The organism is Olsenella sp. Marseille-P4559 (assembly GCF_900605015.1).
In the GTDB taxonomy this organism is placed as follows: Bacteria; Actinomycetota; Coriobacteriia; order Coriobacteriales; family Atopobiaceae; genus Tractidigestivibacter.
In genome coordinates this window covers 718,858-736,889 of record NZ_LR027573.1, presented here as the reverse complement: position 1 = coordinate 736,889, position 18,032 = coordinate 718,858, and the positions used below count along the sequence as shown (strand labels likewise).

The 18,032-nt window shown below is 63.6% G+C and carries 15 protein-coding genes and 1 pseudogene; 9 read left to right on the top strand and 7 right to left on the bottom strand.

The genetic code is table 11. The features are described 5' to 3' along the window. Positions 1-1,073 precede the first annotated feature (1,073 nt). Positions 1,074-1,808 (top strand): acyl-CoA thioester hydrolase/BAAT C-terminal domain-containing protein, encoded by a 735-nt coding sequence (locus E0E00_RS03365; RefSeq protein WP_130811174.1) that lies wholly within the window; start codon positions 1,074-1,076, stop codon positions 1,806-1,808. A gap of 485 nt (positions 1,809-2,293) precedes the next feature. Here E0E00_RS03365 and E0E00_RS14915 read toward each other — a convergent pair whose 3' ends face one another. From E0E00_RS14915 to E0E00_RS03345, 4 genes are all read right to left on the bottom strand, one after another. Continuing rightward, positions 2,294-2,476: a DUF188 domain-containing protein gene (locus tag E0E00_RS14915; RefSeq protein WP_242622113.1), complete on the bottom strand. Its 183-nt coding sequence runs from the start codon at positions 2,474-2,476 to the stop codon at positions 2,294-2,296. A 429-nt stretch (positions 2,477-2,905) separates the two neighbouring features. After that, entirely contained in the window at positions 2,906-4,009 is a 1,104-nt protein-coding gene (locus E0E00_RS03355; RefSeq protein WP_130811173.1) for an AAA family ATPase, read from the bottom strand. Between the two features lie 163 nt (positions 4,010-4,172). Beyond that, a complete protein-coding gene (locus E0E00_RS03350) occupies positions 4,173-4,439 on the bottom strand; it encodes a hypothetical protein (protein WP_130811172.1) in 267 nt (88 codons plus the stop codon). 95 nt (positions 4,440-4,534) lie between these two features. Further along, positions 4,535-5,209, bottom strand: coding sequence for a hypothetical protein (locus E0E00_RS03345; RefSeq protein WP_130811171.1), 675 nt, complete (start codon positions 5,207-5,209; stop codon positions 4,535-4,537). A gap of 1,199 nt (positions 5,210-6,408) precedes the next feature. On the opposite strand from E0E00_RS03345, the gene E0E00_RS03340 reads away from it, so the two are divergent. From E0E00_RS03340 to trpA, 7 genes are all read left to right on the top strand, one after another. After that, entirely contained in the window at positions 6,409-7,914 is a 1,506-nt protein-coding gene (locus E0E00_RS03340; RefSeq protein ID WP_130811170.1) for an anthranilate synthase component I family protein, read from the top strand. Continuing rightward, complete coding sequence (locus E0E00_RS03335; RefSeq protein WP_130811169.1) at positions 7,914-8,507, top strand: aminodeoxychorismate/anthranilate synthase component II; 594 nt, start codon at positions 7,914-7,916, stop codon at positions 8,505-8,507. Before E0E00_RS03340 ends, E0E00_RS03335 begins: the two co-directional genes overlap by 1 nt. Before the next feature lie 69 nt (positions 8,508-8,576). After that, positions 8,577-9,599, top strand: a complete 1,023-nt coding sequence (gene trpD / locus E0E00_RS03330) for an anthranilate phosphoribosyltransferase (RefSeq protein WP_130811168.1) — start codon at positions 8,577-8,579, stop codon at positions 9,597-9,599. Further along, positions 9,599-10,501: an indole-3-glycerol phosphate synthase TrpC gene (gene trpC, locus E0E00_RS03325; protein ID WP_130811167.1), complete on the top strand. Its 903-nt coding sequence runs from the start codon at positions 9,599-9,601 to the stop codon at positions 10,499-10,501. The genes trpD and trpC overlap by 1 nt, the downstream gene beginning before the upstream one ends. Then, complete coding sequence (locus tag E0E00_RS03320) at positions 10,450-11,058, top strand: phosphoribosylanthranilate isomerase (protein WP_207302632.1); 609 nt, start codon at positions 10,450-10,452, stop codon at positions 11,056-11,058. Before trpC ends, E0E00_RS03320 begins: the two co-directional genes overlap by 52 nt. Positions 11,059-11,089: 31 nt before the next feature. Then, positions 11,090-12,289: a tryptophan synthase subunit beta gene (gene trpB, locus E0E00_RS03315; protein WP_130811166.1), complete on the top strand. Its 1,200-nt coding sequence runs from the start codon at positions 11,090-11,092 to the stop codon at positions 12,287-12,289. Further along, positions 12,282-13,076 (top strand): tryptophan synthase subunit alpha, encoded by a 795-nt coding sequence (trpA, locus tag E0E00_RS03310; protein WP_130811165.1) that lies wholly within the window; start codon positions 12,282-12,284, stop codon positions 13,074-13,076. The genes trpB and trpA overlap by 8 nt, the downstream gene beginning before the upstream one ends. A gap of 654 nt (positions 13,077-13,730) precedes the next feature. Here the strand turns inward: trpA and E0E00_RS03305 are convergent. Then, positions 13,731-13,922 carry a hypothetical protein gene (locus E0E00_RS03305; protein ID WP_130811164.1) on the bottom strand — a complete coding sequence of 64 codons (192 nt, stop codon included), beginning with the start codon at positions 13,920-13,922 and terminating at the stop codon, positions 13,731-13,733. A 944-nt stretch (positions 13,923-14,866) separates the two neighbouring features. On the opposite strand from E0E00_RS03305, the gene E0E00_RS14910 reads away from it, so the two are divergent. Further along, positions 14,867-16,153: a hypothetical protein gene (locus E0E00_RS14910; RefSeq protein WP_242622112.1), complete on the top strand. Its 1,287-nt coding sequence runs from the start codon at positions 14,867-14,869 to the stop codon at positions 16,151-16,153. 488 nt (positions 16,154-16,641) lie between these two features. Here the strand turns inward: E0E00_RS14910 and E0E00_RS15310 are convergent. Further along, positions 16,642-16,950: pseudogene (locus E0E00_RS15310) on the bottom strand (WG repeat-containing protein); the annotation flags it as partial. Then, on the bottom strand, positions 16,947-17,831 hold the full coding sequence (locus tag E0E00_RS03290) for a WG repeat-containing protein (RefSeq protein WP_130811162.1): 885 nt from the start codon (positions 17,829-17,831) through the stop codon (positions 16,947-16,949). The pseudogene E0E00_RS15310 and the gene E0E00_RS03290, both read right to left, overlap by 4 nt. Positions 17,832-18,032 lie beyond the last annotated feature (201 nt).

Sequence of the window (18,032 nt, the reverse complement as noted above, 5' to 3'; positions counted from 1 at the left end):
CTCCTCTCACTTTGCCTGTGTCCAGTCTACGGTCGGGTGTCTGCTATGTGAAATGCCTCTTTCTATAACTTTGATATGCATAGGACGTATCTCAAAGTCTATTTGACTCTCCCTCACGCGTAATGGCAAGGCAGCCGTCGTGGTGATGAACGCCGAGGCATTTGACCGAGCCATGTCTCTCAGGGACGAGGTTCGTCAGAGGGAACTAGCCGTTTACGACGGCCTCATGCGTGGTTATCAGGATGTTCTTGATGGCAAGACGATTCCCGCTGCGGATGCCATTTCGCGCATACGCGCGGAGAGGGGTTGGAAGTGATGGCTTCCAAACGTTCACAGGGACTTGACCGCGAGCCTTCTAAAGTTCTCCTTACGGATTATGCGGAGACCTTTCTGGACGAGAACATTCTTTTAGAGCGTACGCTGGCCAGGATGGTCGAGGCGTTTCAGCTGCTAGGGGCTTATCCGTTTGTGGGGTCTGACTACAGTCCAGACTACCAGGCTGCTCGCCCTCCGTTTCCATGCCGTCACTTACACGTGTCGGATACTCCGTTCACGCTGCACTACATCGTTGATGAGGGTGTCCGCATGGTCACAGTCTTCGACGTTGAGTGGAGTGCCGGAGACCCGAAGCGCAGATTCCGGCACCCGCAGTTCGGGCTTTAACGTGTCAGGGGCTTTACGCGTTTCTCCCCAGCCGGGCCCCATTGAGCACCTTGAGCCATCCGCGAAGCCCGTCGATGGCATGCTCGGGGGGTCTCGGGTGCCGTCGCCTCTGCAGCTACGAGCAGGTAGACGTCGCGGAAGCGGCAGTCCGCCGTGTACAGGCGGTTCGTGCGGTCCAGAAAGGCCTTCATCTGGCCGCCCATCTCGTTTGTGTCGATGAACCGCACCTCCTGGCAGCCCATATGCCTGAGATGATCCAAGAAGGCATCCGTGTCGCCGCATCTTGCCTTCGAGAAGATGTCGTGTGTTGCGAGGGGCAGCCCCTTCTTTCCAGGCTGTCATTGCGGTCAATTAGTTAGAATAAGTTAACTATAAATGTCTTAGAGGGTTGGGGAGAGACGAATTCCACCATGAAGGCGCAGTGGGAGCCCAAGCGTGGGCCGAGTGCGGTAATGCATGTGAATGCCGATGGCTTTGAGGCAACATTTTATGAGCCGCACGAGAGCAGGCATCCCGGGAAGGCACTTATCTTCGTGGGCGGCAGTGACGGCTCCTACTACTTCGTGAAAGCGATGGCTGACAAGTTTGCAAGCGCGGGTCTCGCGAGTATGGCGCTTGCGTATTGGAACCTGCCCGAACTGCCCCGGGCAATCAGCCATGTGCCGCTGGAGTTTGTGGAGCGCGCGACCACGAGGCTCAACGCGCTTGGCTACCAAAAGGTGGGCGTATGGGGCATCTCAATGGGCAGCCTTCTCGCATTGCTTTCGGGGGTCTATCTTCCAGGGCTTGTCAGCTGCGTTATTGCCGTGAGCCCAGGTGATGCCTGCACCCAGGGCATGAGCCAGGGGAAGACGTACCCCGGTTCTGCGTTCTCATTTCGCGAGAAGGACATCCCCTGGATGCCCCTTGACCTACATATGGGACGTGTCGTGTGCGACAGTCTCCGCCTCGGCAGTATGAGCGTGCAGTCGTGCTATAGGCATAAGGACCAGGCGCCTGCGGAGGCCTTCATCCCGGTGGAGAAGATCCAGGGTCCCATCCTGCTGCAGACGCCGGAGGACGATTCCATGTGGCCCTCGGCAAAGTCGTGCGACGCCATGATGGCACGTCTGGACGCGGCGGGCTTTGCCTATCCGCACGAGTGAATTCGCTACCGGTATGCCAGCCACCTCCTGGTGCCCGTGCAACTGCGTTCGAAGCGATTGTTCAAGATGGAGCGAAGGCACCCCGACGAGTGCTGGGCATCGGCCCAGAAGTCGCTCGCGGATGCGCTGCGATTTGTGGGGGAGTGCTGGTAATCAACTCCCTGCTGCGCAAGGTGTGCTACGCATGCCACGATACGTCCTGGAAGGGAAGGACCGCCATCCCATTGGGCAGGTAGTTGAGGCTGCACAATTGCATCCAATGGTGTGGGCTGAATATCTCGAGCAGGGCGCAGATTGCCCTTCCCCTGATGCCAAGCACCACCTGGATGGGCTGCTCTGCTCGCCGTCGTCTGCGCGCCTGGCCTCTTGCACCAGCTGTCGCAGGTTGCGCGAGAAGCGCCCGCGGTCCTCGCCGGTGAATGCTGCCGGCCCTTTGGCCCTGCCCTCAGAACGTCTGACCCTCTTCTCCTTGTGGCGGATGAACATCATGAGTCTATGGTCAGGGGGTTGTACGCGTGTCCGCACACGCCGATGGCGCGGGCGCCTCGGCCTAACACGATGCCCGCTAGGCCGATGTCCTGAGTAATCGCCGCGTCGTTGGACGTGAGTGACGAGACAATCGGGAAGTCCGCCGAGTCTGTGCCGATGCCTGCCTGCGGCGTGCACACCCAGAAGCTGCGGTCTGGGTGCTCGGGGCCCCTCGTCTTTTCTTGTGTGCAAGAACAGCATTACTGCAAGGCGGTTTTCAGCTCAGGGCGCAGCATCACGTGACGATGGCGACACAGACCTGGAGTCAATCCGGCATCGGGGGAGTGTTCCTCTCCGCTCTGGCCTGCGGGGATAGGTGTTGCGGCGCTGAAGAGCTCAAGGCTCAGCTGTGTGTGGTCCGTGTTTGTTAGGGGATTCTTGCAGGGGAGCGCCCTTGGGCCAACGCGTTCGTGGGGCTGGCAGCGCTCATCTAGGAAGTTGACGTCCCTCGGTGTCAGTTTAACGGTGAGGGCACGCACCGCGTCACCCACACGACTCGGCTTGTCGTAGCCCACGATGGCGGCGGTGACACCCTTGGCCCAATGCTAAGCCAGGGTACGTCTGCGACCTTATGCGCCCAGCTCTTGCGTCGCGAACTCTCTGAAGCCAGGCAAGGCAAAGTGCACAACGCCACGTGATACCTGCTCTATCACGCCTGCCGCCAGGAGGCGGCTGCGGTACTTGGAGGCATAGCGGCTCTCGACGCCCATGCGTCCGGCGATGTCGGCGATGCGACTCTCCCTGCTGTCTGCAAGCATTGCCTCAACAAAGCGAAGGTCTATGTCAGAGAGCTCTCTATACGTTGGGGCTAGGATTCTCCGTGTGAAGTCCTCCCGCGCGTCGCGAATCCCCTGCCGGGCATCAGCAAGACTGATTTCATTGTGCAGCTCCGAGGCCTGCCAGCTTCTAAACCCAACTAGCTGCAGCATATAGGGGTATCCACCGATTGCTTGCACGCAAGCGTCAAGCGCACCCTTAGTAGCTTTGCGACCTCCGATGGCGGCGGTCTCGCTGAAGGCGTTTCGCACATCGGCATCCGCTATCGTGCCCAGCATGTGACGCTGAGCCCTGCGTAAGAATGAAACGCTCCTATCGTTGAGAAGCCCACTGATATTGTGGGGAAGGCCTGCCATCACCAGGGAGACCCGCTTCTGCTCGCGTACAAAGAGCTGGTAAATGGCGGCAAGGCTGACCATCTCGTCCAAAGATGCCACAGCCTCGTCGACTGTAATGAGAAGGCCAAGGTCAGCGTTCTGGAGCTTCTCTATGAGCTCCTCCATACGTGTCCGCCAGTTCTGTTCCTGGACAGGTGCCGCACTCCAGCTTGCACTCACAGGTCCTACGCCTATCCCCGTAAGCCGAGATATTCCTTTGGCCTTGTCGCCAAAGGCTCTTTCGCAGGCGAGACACGTCTGCTGGTAGATGTCTTCCAGCATTCCCGGCATTGCCACAGCGTTGACGCCCATCCAGCCTTGGCTGGATGCCTCATTGGCAAGGTAAGAGAGGAGGGCGGTCTTCCCGGATCCTCGGGGTCCGACGAGAATGCTGGACAGGTTGGGGTTGCCGCGTCCCTGTTCGAAGGCCTCGAGGAATTCTCTTCGGATGTTCTGGCGTCCTGCCATTACCAGAGGGACGCTGCCGAACTCCGGCGTGAAGGGATTCGGAGTAGCCATATGTGACCTTTCGCCTTGTTCGCCACTGCGGGCAAGGTGCCCAAGCGCGCTCACCAAGCGTACACACCTCATCAACTGCGAGATGTCCCTTCGCGGTGTCGTCTGACGCGGTGCCTCCTGCAAAGACAATGCCATTCAACCGGGCCTTATTGAACGCCTTGAGCTAGCCGCGCAGGTTGCCAATCGCATGCTCGGGTGCCTCGGACGCTGTTGCCTCGCAGTTGTGAGCAGACCATGCGTCGCGGAAGCGGCATTCCACCGCATACGGGCAGTTCGTACGGTCCAGAATGACTTTCGGATGGGCGTTGAGAGGCACGAGCTCCACCTCATGATCCACCTGACGGGCTTCATCGGCAAATGCCCTCGCAAGGATGTTGGGGCTGCCATGCAGCCGCGGACTCGTGCCCACCATCAGCGTCTTCTCTGACATTGCGCGCCCCCTTGCCGCTTCCATCGTCCCACCTGTCTCCAGCAGGGGTCTGCGAGCATTGCCCGGCCAGCGCCGATGAGGCCCGTCCCTGTCCTTCAGCAGTTGCTTTGCCTGGCTGGTCGTGCGAACGCCGCCAGCAAGCATGGCGGCGTGTGAATGGCTTGCCGCACCGCTGTGGACATGTCAGAGGACCAGCCGGGTTCGCGGTGGCCCCGACACATATAGACGTTCGTTCCGTCCGCGAGGTCTACCAGGTCAACGCCCTCGCGCTCCAAGAAATGTGCAGCTTGAGCCGCGCCTGCAATGGTGCTCCCGCCCAAGGCGCAGTTGCTGCCACCCAGTCGAACCGAGATGGGGAGGCCCTCCCCCACGGCAAGGCACGTCTTTTGCAGCATCTCTACCAGGAAACGTGTCCGGTTCTGGATGCTCCTCGACCCGCATTCGTCGGATTGAACGTTGGTGAGCAGCAAGGAGAGCTGGCCGAGCAGATATCCATGGCTGGAGTAGAGTTCCACGCCATCGTCGCCAGTGCGCCCCACGTGCTGTGCCGCGGCGGCAAACCCATCCTTTAACGAGATCTCATCTGTTATGTACGAGATCTCATCTGTTGAGAACTCGTGACTAGTGCTGCCCGCAGTATGTAGGCTGCCGGCCGAATCCATAAAACCGTGCTCGCTGATGATGAGTCCTACCAGTGGATCTCTGGCAAATGCCTCGTAGTGCGCAAATGTCAAATCGAAAGACCTTGGCACATCGAGAAAAGTAGGCATGTCTGTTCTCAGGCCAAATCGAGAAAGCACGAAATGCGGCGTTGAACGGGGATGAGCATCATAGAGTGGCACGGACCAATCGTCAGGCCTCAGGCGAATGCGGACAGCCTGTCTGTCGAGGTGATTGCCGGCTGCACGCACAACAGCCGCACCTTATATGCAACTTCGGGATCTTGGCAGGGGACCTTGGGTTGGGAATTTGGCGCATGGGGAGCATCTGCTCTGACCTCGCGAGCCCCATTGTCCCCGCACGCATGGATTCCGGGGATGATTGCTCGAGCATCTCGGAGGTCCTTCCGTTTGCGGCAGAGGACGTTGCCGACGATGCGTCCAAACGTAGGAGGACGGATGTACACCCTCGAAGAGCAGGTCCCCTTCGCGTAGGCGAGAGGGGCCGCCTTGGGCATCATCTCGGGGTCGTAGGCGGGGTACCCCCCGCCGGGATGGGGGCGGTGGGCATCTGCCTGTCAAGGGGTGGACGACCATGTCCATGACGCGCGGGGGCGAGTTCTCGGGGGCCAGGGCTCCGAGCGGGTGGGGGGCAGCGTCGGCTGGTCCCGCTGGAAGCGGTCGAACTTCGGGCCTGGCATGGGAAGGCCCCTTCATCCGGATGTCCCTATCCTATCAGATATTTATATATTGAATGGCAGATGCCCGTGGTTGGCTCAGCCCAGTGACTCATGTGGCTCGATGCCTAATCAAAAAAGGGGCGGAGCCGTCTCTGACTCCGCCTCATGCGGGGCGGTATCTTCTGATACAGCCCCATGAAGTCGCTAATCAACCGATTCCGCGAGATTGTTTCCTTGCGATGAACTGTTCGGTCGGCATGCGTGCATTCCAGGGTCCGGCGCGCTACAGTGTGCGCCAATCGAATAGCAACACCAAACCATCGAGGCGGAAGGTAGACGCCAGCGCACGCACAGAGAGTCCGGGATGCTGAGATCCGGGCCGGAATGCGGGACGTTGATTGGGCCGCCGAGGGCGCACCGAAAGGGGGCATCCGCTCCCCAGTAGTATGCGACGTCAGGCACGCGTCAGCTGCCAGGGGCGTGATGGCGCCCCCAAGCGCACAGGCGAGAGCCTGTGAATCAAGGTGGCACCGCGAGTCCATAGCCATGGACCCGTCCTTGACCGAGCTGCAGGGCAGTTAAAGTCGGGGACGGGTCCATTTTCCCGTCTCCGGGGAAGGGAGGCGGGACATGCACCCAACGCTTGCGGACGTGCGCGAGGTTGCAGAGACGGGCGGCTACCGCCGCGTGCCGGTCTGCCGCGAGATCCTCTCGGATGGCTTCACGACCATCCAGGCCGTGCGCCGGCTCAGGGGCGCAAGCCATCATGTCTTCCTGCTCGAGAGCGCAGAGCCCGACGAGCGGGGCGGCCGCTATTCGTTCCTGGGGCTCGACCCCACGATGGAGATCACCTGCCTTGACGGACAGCTTCGCGTGAGGCGCGGCACGGAGGAAGGGAAGGGCGGCGTCGCAGAAAAGACGGTCGACCATCCCGGTGCGTTCCTGCGCGAGGTGCTGGCCGCCCACAGGAGCCCGCAGCTCGAGGGCATGCCGCCCTTCGCGGGCGGCCTTGTCGGCTACTTCTCCTATGACTACCTGAAGTACGCGGAGCCGGTGCTCAGGGGTGGAGAAGCCGAGCATGCGGACTTCCCGGACATGGACCTCATGCTCTTCGATTCCGTCATCGCCTTCGACTCCTACAGGAGCCGCGTCGCCCTCATCTCCGGCGTCGAGGTTCCGGAGGACGGCTCGGAAGGGAAGCTGGAAGAGGCCTATGCGGCAGCAGGGCAGAAGATCGCGCGCATGGGGGAGGTCCTGCGCCACGGCAAGGAGGCCACGTTCGAGCCGCTGAAGCTCACAAGCCCTCTCGAGCCGCGCTTTGCCAAGGAGCGCTACTGCGAGATGGTGAAGAAGGCACAGCACTACATCCACGAGGGGGACGTCTTCCAGGTCGTGCTCTCGGACCCTGTCTGCGCCGAGGCGGAGGGCAGCCTCTTCGATACGTACAGGCTCCTGCGTGCCGAGAACCCGAGCCCCTACATGTTCTACCTCGCGAGCGACACGCTCGAGCTCGCGGGCGCGAGCCCCGAGACGCTCGCAAGGCTCACGGATGGCAGGCTCTTCACCTATCCCCTGGCAGGCACCCGTCCCAGGGGCAGGACGCCGGAGGAGGACAGGGCACTCGAGGAGGGGCTCCTGGCAGACGAGAAGGAGCTCGCAGAGCACGACATGCTCGTCGACCTCGGCAGGAACGACCTCGGAAAGATCGCTGAGCTGGGCAGCGTCCATGTGGACGAGTCCCACAGGGTCCTGCGCCTCTCCCACGTGATGCACATCGGCTCGACGGTGAGCGCACGGATCGCGGAGGGCCATGACGCGGTGGACGCCGTGGACGCGATCCTTCCTGCGGGCACGCTCTCGGGAGCGCCGAAGGTCCGTGCCTGCCAGGCCATCCGCGAGCTCGAGGGCAGGAAGCGCGGCGTCTACGGCGGCGCCATCGGATACCTCGACTTCGCCGGGAACCTCGATACCTGCATCGGCATCCGCCTTGCCTACAAGAAGGACGGCGAGGTCTGCGTCCAGTCCGGTGCCGGCATCGTCGCAGACAGCGTGCCCGAGCGCGAGTTCGAGGAATGCCGGGACAAGGCCCGTGCGGTCGTCGTCGCGCTCGAGGCATCCGAGGGAGGGGTCGCCTGATGCTTGCCCTCATCGATTCCTACGACTCGTTCTCCTACAACCTCTACCAGCTCTTCGGAGCGCTCGGCCCCGACATCAGGGTCTTCCGGAATGACGGGATAACGGCAGAGGAGCTGGGAAAGCTCGATCTTACGGCCCTCATCCTCTCGCCGGGACCAGGACGTCCCTGCGATGCCGGCATCCTCGAGGATGCGGTGCGTGCCTTCTCGGGCAAGGTCCCCATCCTGGGCGTCTGCCTGGGACATCAGGCAATCGTCGAGGCCTTCGGCGGCACCATCACCTATGCGCCCGAGCCCATGCACGGCAAGGCCTCTCCGGCCACGCTCGATCCAGCCTGCCCGCTCTTCTCCGGCATCGCATCCCCTGCGCAGGTGGCGCGCTACCACTCGCTCGCGGCAGACGAGAAGGCATTGCCTGCCTGCCTCAAGGTCACGGCCCGCGCAGACGATGGCCAGGTCATGGCCGTCCAGCACACGGAGCATCCGACCTTCGGCGTCCAGTTCCATCCCGAGTCCGTCATGACCCCCGCAGGTCCTGCCATGGCAAAGAGCTTCCTCGAGGTGGCCAGGCGATGGCGGGAGGGGAGGGCCTGAGACGTACTGAGAGCCTGTGCATGAAACGGACATGAGCTGCTCCGCAGCAGACAGAAAGGATTGAGAATCATGATCAGGGAAGCCATCGAGAGGATCGTCAGCAAGGAGGACCTCACCTACGACGAGGCCTATACGACCATGCGCGAGATCATGGGCGGAGAGACGACGCCGACGCAGAATGCGGCATTCCTCGCTGCGCTCTCGACGAAGTCCACGAAGGCAGAGACGATCGACGAGATCTCAGGCTGCGCAGCTGCGATGCGCGAGCTTGCGACACCGGTCGAGCATGAAGGCACGGAGACGCTCGAGATCGTGGGCACGGGCGGCGACCGCTCGAACACGTTCAACATCTCCACGACGGCAGCCCTCATCTGCGCAGGCGCCGGTGCCAAGGTCACGAAGCATGGCAACCGTGCCGCAAGCTCGAAGTGCGGCACGGCTGACTGCCTCGAGGCGCTCGGTGTGAACCTCGACCAGGATCCGGACAGGGTGAGATCAGAGCTCGCCTCCTGCGGCATGAGCTTCCTCTTCGCGCAGCGCTATCACGCAGCGATGCGCCATGTCGGCCCCATCAGGAAGGAGCTCGGCATCAGGACCGTCTTCAACATCCTGGGGCCGCTCACGAACCCGGCAAAGCCTGCGTTCTTCCTGCTCGGCGTCTATGATGGCTACCTTGTCGAGCCTATCGCGAAGGTGCTCTCGAACCTCGGCGTGAGGCGTGCCCTTGTCGTCTACGGCGAGGACCGCATGGACGAGGTCTCGCTCTCCGCTCCGACTATGGTCTGCGAGCTCAAGGACGGCCACTATCGCACGTTCGAGATCAAGCCGGAAGACTATGGCTTCACCCGCTGCCAGAAGGAAGACCTCCTCGGCGGCACGCCGGAGGAGAATGCAGCAACGGTCCGCTCCATCCTTGCGGGAGAAGACCGCGGGCCCAAGCGCGACGCCGCTGTCCTCAATGCCGGTGCTGCCCTCTACGTGGCAGAGCTCGCAGACAGCATCGCCGACGGCGTGAGGCTTGCGGAGAACTCGATCGATTCGGGTGCGGCCCTGCGTACCCTCGACGCCTTCATCGAGGAGAGCAACCGCTGATGGAGCGTGAGGTCCCCACGCCGCTGCCCCGGCCCGAAGGCAATGTGCTCGAGGCGATAGCCGCCCGCACGAGGCAGCGTGTCGCCGAGGAGAAGGAGGCACGTCCGCTCGAAGATGCTGAGGCAGGTGCCCGTGTACGTGCAGCGGCAGAGCTGGCTCGTGATGGCAAGTTCACCTTCCCCTTCGAGCAGGCGCTCAGGCGCCCGGGCACGTCCCTCGTCTGCGAGGTCAAGCGTGCCTCTCCCTCGAAGGGCCTCATTGCGGCAGACTTCGACCCTGTCGCAATCGCTGGCCAGTACGAGGAGGCAGGCGCAGCTGCGATCAGCTGCCTCACGGAGCCCTGCTGGTTCCTGGGCAAGGACGAGTACCTCGCAGCCATCGCGGATGCCGTGAGCATCCCGGTGCTCAGGAAGGATTTCGTCGTCGACGAGTACATGATCTTCCGGGCAAAGGAGCTGGGTGCCTCTGCCGTGCTTCTGATCTGCTCGATCCTCTCGGACGAGGAGCTGGCCTCGTTCGTGGCGCTCGCGCACCAGCTTGGCATGTCGGCGCTCGTCGAGGCCTATGAGCCTGAGGAGGTGCCGCGTGCGCTCGCGGCGGGAGCCCGTGCCGTCGGCGCCAACAACCGCGACCTCAGGACCTTTGCGGTCGACTTCGGACGGAGCCTCGCGCTTCGCCCCTTGGTCGGACCCGAGCGCATCTTCGTCTCGGAGAGCGGCGTCAGGACGGCGGAAGATATCGAGCGCCTTCGTCAGGGCGGCGTTGACGCCGTGCTTGTCGGCGAGGCGCTCATGCGGAAGGACGATAGGGGAGCAGCGCTTCATGAGCTGGACGGAAGGGGGAGGCAAGCTTGGGCGCTACCAAGATCAAGCTCTGCGGGATGTTCAGACCAGAGGACATAGCTGCCGTGAATGCCGCACGTCCCGACTTCTGCGGCTTCGTCGTCGACTGCCCCCGCTCGAAGAGGAACGTGAGCCCCGAGAGGGCGGCAGGGCTCGCCTCCGGGCTCGATCGTGGCATCCAGGCCGTCGGGGTCTTCGTGGACGAGCCAGTCGATGTTGTGGCCCGTCTCGCAAAGAGCTCCCTTTCCGTGATTCAGCTCCATGGGCATGAGGATGAAGAGTATATCCGGAAGCTGAGATCGCTCGTGGATGTCCCCATCTGGAAGGCCTTCAAGGTAGGGGGCGCAGAGGACCTGGCGGCTGCCAAGAAGAGCGCGGCAGACAGGGTCCTGCTCGATTCCGGAGCGGGGAGCGGGAAGACGTTCGACTGGACGCTTCTCGCAGATGCCGGCAGGCCCTATGTGCTTGCAGGGGGTCTGGGACCTGAGAACGTGGCTTCAGCCGTGGAGCGGCTCCATCCCTGGGCCGTGGACATGAGCTCCGGCATCGAGACAGACGGTGTGAAGGACTCGGCAAAGATGCGTGCGGCAGTTGCTGCCGTACGCAGCGCAGCGTAGATACGAACTACAGGAATCGAGGAAAGAGCGCATGCCTAATTCTCAGCAATCGCGTGGGCGCTTCGGCGAGCATGGGGGGCAGTACATCCCTGAGACCCTCATGAACGCCGTGATCGAGCTCGAGGATGCCTATACGCGCTACAAGGACGATCCGAAATTCAATGCCGAAATGAAGGACCTGCTCGACAGCTATGCGAACAGGCCGTCTTTGCTCTACTTCGCGAAGAACATGACAGAGGACCTCGGCGGTGCCAAGGTCTACCTCAAGCGCGAGGACCTGAACCACACGGGTGCCCACAAGATCAACAATGCGCTCGGCCAGGCACTCCTTGCCAAGCACATGGGCAAGGCCCGTCTCATCGCCGAGACCGGCGCCGGCCAGCACGGCGTTGCCACGGCGACCGTCGCCGCCCTTCTCGGCATGGGGTGCGTCGTCTACATGGGCGTGCATGACATGGAGCGCCAGGCGCTCAATGTCTACAGGATGCGCTTGCTTGGTGCCGAGGTCAGGGGCGTCTCCTCTGGCACCGGCACCCTCAAGGACGCCGTCTCCGAGGCCATGCGCGAATGGACGAGCAGGATCGACGACACGCACTACCTCATCGGCTCCACGATGGGTCCGCATCCGTTCCCGACAATCGTCCGCGACTTCCAGGCCGTTATCAGCCGCGAGGCACGTGCCCAGATCCTCGAGAAGGAGGGCAAGCTCCCCTCTGCGGTCATTGCCTGCGTCGGTGGCGGATCGAACGCTATGGGCAGCTTCTATCATTTCATCAACGACAAGGGCGTGCGCCTCATCGGCTGCGAGGCGGCAGGACGCGGCATCCACACGAGGGAGACGGCAGCCACGATCGAGACGGGACGCGTCGGCATCTTCCACGGCATGAAGTCCTACTTCTGCCAGGACGAGTACGGCCAGATCGCTCCTGTCTACTCGATCAGCGCCGGACTTGACTATCCCGGTGTCGGCCCCGAGCATGCCTGGCTCCACGATACGGGACGTGCCGAGTACGTGGGCATCACGGACGACGAGGCAGTGGATGCCTTTGAGTGCCTGTCGCGCACGGAGGGCATCATCCCTGCCATCGAGAGCGCCCACGCGGTCGCCTACGCGATGGGGCTCGTGCCGACGATGGGAAAGGACGAGTCCGTCATCGTCACCTTGTCAGGACGCGGCGACAAGGATGTCGCTGCCATCGCACGCTATAGGGGGGAGGACCTCCATGACTAGGATCAGAGACGCCTTCACGGCCCAGGACGGCTCGCGCAGGAAGGCCTTCATCCCCTTCATCACCTGCGGGGACCCGACGCTTTCCTTCACCGGGGGCGCCCTCCTCGCGATGCAGGAGGCAGGAGCGGACCTGATCGAGCTCGGCATCCCGTTCTCAGACCCCACGGCAGAGGGCCCCGTCATCCAGGAGGCGAACATCAGGGCGCTTGCGGGCGGCGTCACGGCGGACAGGGCCTTCGGGATGGTGAAGGAGGTACGAGGCCGTGGGCTCACGGTGCCTCTGGTGTTCATGACCTACGCGAACGTCGTCTTCGGCTATGGGACCGAGCGCTTCGCCGCCAAGGCGGCTGAGGCAGGCGTCCAGGGCGCCATCCTGCTTGATGTGCCGTTCGAGGAGAAGGAGGAGTTCTCAGAACCCTTGGCAAAGGAGGGGCTCGAGCTCGTGAGCCTCATCGCCCCCACCTCCCATGACAGGATCCGCACGATCGCCCGGGAGGCGAGGGGCTTCGTCTACTGCGTGAGCTCGCTCGGCGTCACGGGCGTGCGCTCGAAGATCACGACCGGCATCGGGGCCATGGTGGAGCTCGTGAGGGAGGGGACCGACGTGCCGGTGGCGGTGGGATTCGGCATCTCCACGCCCGGGCAGGCTGCCAAGATGGCAGGGCTCTCGGACGGCGCGATCGTCGGCTCCGCCATCGTGCGCCTCGTGGCAGAGCACGGGGAGGGTGCCGTGCCCTTCGTGGCTGAGTACGTGAAGTCCATGGCAGACGCCGTGCACAGCGCCTGAATGAGCCAACGACAAGCCATGCAATAGGCGGACGCCCTGGAGAGTGCATCTCCAGGGCGCCTCTGATGAATAATGCGCTGTCCACTCGCTGCTGGATGGCACCCTTCTCCAAGGCGGCATTCGCGTTCGCGGCCATCTGCTCTGCCGGGCCGCTTTCTATTCGCTTGGCTCCTTGCTTGATTCCCCCCTGGACGCCTCCTTCATGCCTGCGCTCGATTCTGTCGTTCAGGAGCTCGAGGACCTCTCCCCCCACGGCTGGCCTCGCTTTCCTGTTGAGCGGCTCGTTGGCTGCAAGCAGATGGTCTGACACCCTGATCATAAGCTCGATGAGCTGCTGGTGGAGGAGCGTGTCCCCCCGCAGGAGCGTGAGGTCGGCAAGATGCATGCGCATCCCGTCACACTTTTCTATGAGGGCTGTTGCAGTCTCTGAATCGGTATCCATGGTGGGGAGCCCCCTCTCATGGCGCATGAGATAGAAGGGGAGAAGGATGAGGAGGCGCCTGCAGAATATTTCGTCCTCGCTCACGAGCTGTGCCTTGAAGATTCTTGCCCGACAGTGGAAGGAAACTTTATCTGGCAGCTCTGCCTCCATGTCCAGATAGCCAGGCATCTTGACAGTGTGGCGGAGGAGCAGCACGCAGGGTGAGGGAAACTTCATGCGCTGCGGCGTGCCTTTTCCGGAGCGTCCTGCAGGGCGGTGCTGAGATCGTATTCGATCATCCTCACGACCATGCTAGCGTCGTGCGTGCTCTGGCACTCCAGGTGATAGGTCACGTCCTCGATGCGGAAGACGGAATCGGATATGTTGGTGCCGAGCGGTCCTTCGTGCCCCTCGTTGAACTGCACGATGGGGGCATCTGTCTCGTGGCGTCGGCCGAATGCCTCGTTTATGAGGGGAATCAGGAGCTTCGGTGCGCCCGTGCATCATGGCCTTGGAGACAGAGTCGCAGATGCTGCTGCCCACAGTATGCCCCTTCCTTCTTGTGGCTCGTCGATGCTTTGCCAGGCCTCGGTCCTGCGTGTGGAGAAGAGCGTAGAAAAATAGCGAGCCAATGTTCCAATAGTTCCCTGCAAAATATCTCGCAGGATGCCCGCTGCATTCTTCCAAGACGGTTGATTTCACCTGTCATCCGCACACCCTAGGGGCAAGGCCGGATTCCTGCAGCCAGCCGAACGGCTGCGGACGGCCGCACATGGCCTCCTTCCTGCCGGAACGGTGTGCAGATTCCGTGGCGCGGCGTGCGGACGGGTTCCGGGGGCGCATGACTCAAGGGCCCTCCGGGATGCTTCCGGCACTCATCCGAACGGCTCCGGATGGCGGTCCATGCTGTTCTCCGGAGGGCTGCCTCAGCGCTGGCCTCCCCTCCTTCCCGTGCAGGCCCTCGAGGCACTCAGGCTCGAGGACGATGCTGTCGGGGCCGATGGGCCCTATATGGGATGCGTCGAGGAGCGCCCGAGCACCGGGCCCGAAGGCCCCGAGCAGCATGGGCGACGGGCATGGCCGGTTGCCCTTGCCCCGGGCTCCCTCCCCCTCTTCCTGGATCTTCCGGACATGCAATGTCAGCCTCTTCCTGCGGCATGCAGGCAGGCCGGCCTCTCCGGCCCCCGCACCACAGGCCCTGCCACCCATCCGAACGTGTACGGCTGTCTTCCGGAACCGTTCGTATGAAGTCTGTAATTGAGCCATGAAACTTGCATGCCGTCGCTTGTCGCAGGAATGCAGGTTTCATGGGCGGGAGGGTGTATAGTGAATATGCGTTGCCACTGTTCCATCAATCTAGGAGTGCTCTATGATGAAAAGCGACATTCAGGCACATACGCATGCGCGCAGGGTCGTTGCGACGGGCCTCGCGGCCGCGCTCTCGCTCGGCGCCGCGCTCCCGGCCTCGGCCTACGCCGCGACGTCGGTGAGCGTGCAGGACACCGAGTACACCACAGCCGCCAGCGGATCCGGCTCGAGGGGCGGCACCTGGTCGTGGGACGGCAAGGACGGCATGTCCCTCGTCGACTACGACGGGGGAAAGATCGGCGCCCTCGGCGACCTCACCATCACGACGACCGGGAAGAACACCGTCGCCGCGGCCTCCAAGGACGGCAACCCGAACAACGACACCCCCGCCATCGCGGTCGCCGACGGCGACCTCACCGTCACGGGGCCCGGCTCGCTGGACGCAACGGCGGACAACGACCACGCGGTCGGGGCGATCAAGACCGTGAATGGGGACCTGAGCATCAAGGACACCACCGTCAGCGCCACCCAGAACGCGACGGACAACTACGCCCAGTCCGGAGCCATCGAGGCAGCCGACGGCTCCGTCGCCATCGAGGGCTCGACGGTCGACGCCAAGACCGTCATCGCGCCCGCGTCCGGCGAGGAGGGCAAGAAGGCGGGGACGTACGGCATATACTCCGACACCGTGGACGGGACGGAGGCAAGCGTCACCATCGACAACTCCACCGTCACGGCGTCCTCCGAGGGAGCGGCGCCAGGGTGGAACCGCGGCATCGGCGCCTACGGGAACAGCTACGTCACCAGCAGCCCGAGCGTCACCATCACTAACTCGGACGTGGTCGCCGACGGGGACCCCGCAATCACCGCGTACTCCCGAAACCAATCCCTCCCCGGGGTCGTGAAGGTCGGCATGCCGGCGACGGTCACGCCCGCCGGCGTCCGGGGAAGGAAGATCGACAACGGCGAGTTCTACGGGATGACCATAGCTATGGCACCCGTGGACTCCCTCTCCTCCAGCACCAAGAACTCGGGTGGCTCCCACGTGGAGATCAAGGCCGCGGGAAACCCGCAGACGGTCGACGAGAACACGTTCGGCGGCACGACCACGGTGCCCGCCGAGGCCTCGGTGCAGGAGGCCGAGTCGTCCAGCCCCGCAAAGACCGGGCCGGCTGCGGCAAGGGCAGCCAAGGCCGAGCCCGCCAAGGCAGAGCCGGCTGCGGCAGAGGCGCTCTCCCTCCCGCAGACCGGGGACCGGTCGACGCCAGTGGCGGCCGTCCTCGCAACTGCGGCGGCAGGAGCCGTCGCCCTCGCCGCGGGCCTGCGCCTCCGTCTCCTTCGGAGGTAGGGAGTAGGGACGCGACTTGCGCGAGGGACGTTGGGGCATGCGGTCCTAGCCGTCGCGGCTCCCAGAAGGAGCGGACGGCCCACGTGAACTGCCTCCCATTTCTCGTTGTCCAAGAAACGGGAGGCAGTATAGCCCCAGAGTCCCGTGTCGGCGTCCTCGGCTGCCAGGACGCCCGCGTCGAAGGCGACCACCAGGTCGGCGAAGGCGGGCTTGATGACCCACCCGCCGCCCGCGTCGACGACGCCGCAGAGCCCCGAGCCCTGCGGCCGGGCGAGGAGGTAGTCGGAGTAGCGGTCGGTCTGCAGGTAGGAGAAGGCAGGCTCGCACAGCCAGGCCCCGTCGGCCGCCGCGATGCCGTGCAACCCTGTCCCGTCGTCCCTCTTGGCCCACCGGCGCACGGCGGTGGTGTCTTCGACAACGCTGCCCTCCCCGTCCAGCCAGACGATGTCGTGGCCCGACTCGTCCAGAACCTGCGTCGTGCCGTTGTCGTAGTACGACCAGGCGTCCGCGTATCGGGGCTCTATGGCCCAGGATCCTGACTCGTCGACGAACCCCCACAGGCCCGTCCCCTCGTCCTCGACGGCCGCGAGCCCGTTGTCCGCGAAGCCGTACCCGTCGGCGTCGGAGAATCGGGCCGTGCCCACCCATTCGCCGTTGGAGCCTATGACGCGCCATGCGTCGCCGGGGTCCCCCGCCGGGCTCGCGCCGCATCCCCCGAGCGGGAGGAGGAGGGAGGCGAGCGCGCCCGCCGCGAGGGATGCGAGCCCCCTCCTCGTGATGCCGCCTAGCCCCCTCATGCAATCCTCCCGTCGTGGCCCGAGCTAGGCCGCCCTGGCCAGCGCGCGCCCGTCGTCGCCCATCCGCTTGCCTCGGCGAAGGCCGGCTGCACCACCCAGCCGCCGTCCCAGCCGACGTAGCCCCAGAGTCCCGTGTCGGCGTCCTTGGCGGCCAGGACGCCCGCGTCGAAGGCGACGACCAGGTCTGCGTAGGCGGGCTCGACGACCCACTCGCCGCCCGCGTCGACGACGCCGTAAAGTCCCGTCTCCTGGCTCTCAGCAAGAAAATAGCTCGTATGGTAGTCCGCCTCAAGGTACGGGAATGTCGGAGTAAGCTCCCACTCAGACCTATCGTCTCCCCTAATCCCATAGAGGCCCGACTCCTCGTCTTTTACTGCCGTTGCCTCCTGAGTTGGGGTGGGTACTTCGTTTCCGGATGTGTCTATCCAGAGCACCTCGCTTCCCATGACTACGGGGGCGGCGCCATCGTCTCTAAACTGCGAGGCGTTGTCGTACTTCGGGTCAATAGCCCATGCCCCGGATTCATTCACATACCCCCACTTATCTGTGACTGAATCCCAGACGGGCGCGAGACCGTTTGATGAGAAGCCCTTGGCACGAACATACTTCGCGGCAATAATGAAGTTGCCGTCAGCATCCACAAAGCCCCAGAGCCCGGCTTTCTCGTCCATGGCTGCTGCAAGCCCGTTGGAGGCAAATCCGTAGGATGAGGCACCCCCAAAGGAAGCCGTGCCCGCGGGTTCGCCCCGGCCGTCGATGATGTACCACTCCCCGCTATGGTCTTCCGTTGAGCCCGCTTCGCAGCCGCAGAGGCAGGCGGCGAGCGCGCCCGCCGCGAGGGAGGCGAGCCCCCTCCTCGTGATGCCGCCTGTCCCCCTCATGCGATCCCCCCTCGTCTCGTCCCAGGCTAGGCCGCCCTGGCCAGCGCGCGCCCGTCGTCGCCCATCCGCGTCGCCTCGGCGAAGGCCGGCTGCACCACCCAGCCGCCGTCCCAGCCGACGTAGCCCCAGAGTCCCGTGTCGGCGTCCTTGGCGGCCAGGACGCCCGCGTCGAAGGCGACGACCAGGTCTGCGTAGGCGGGC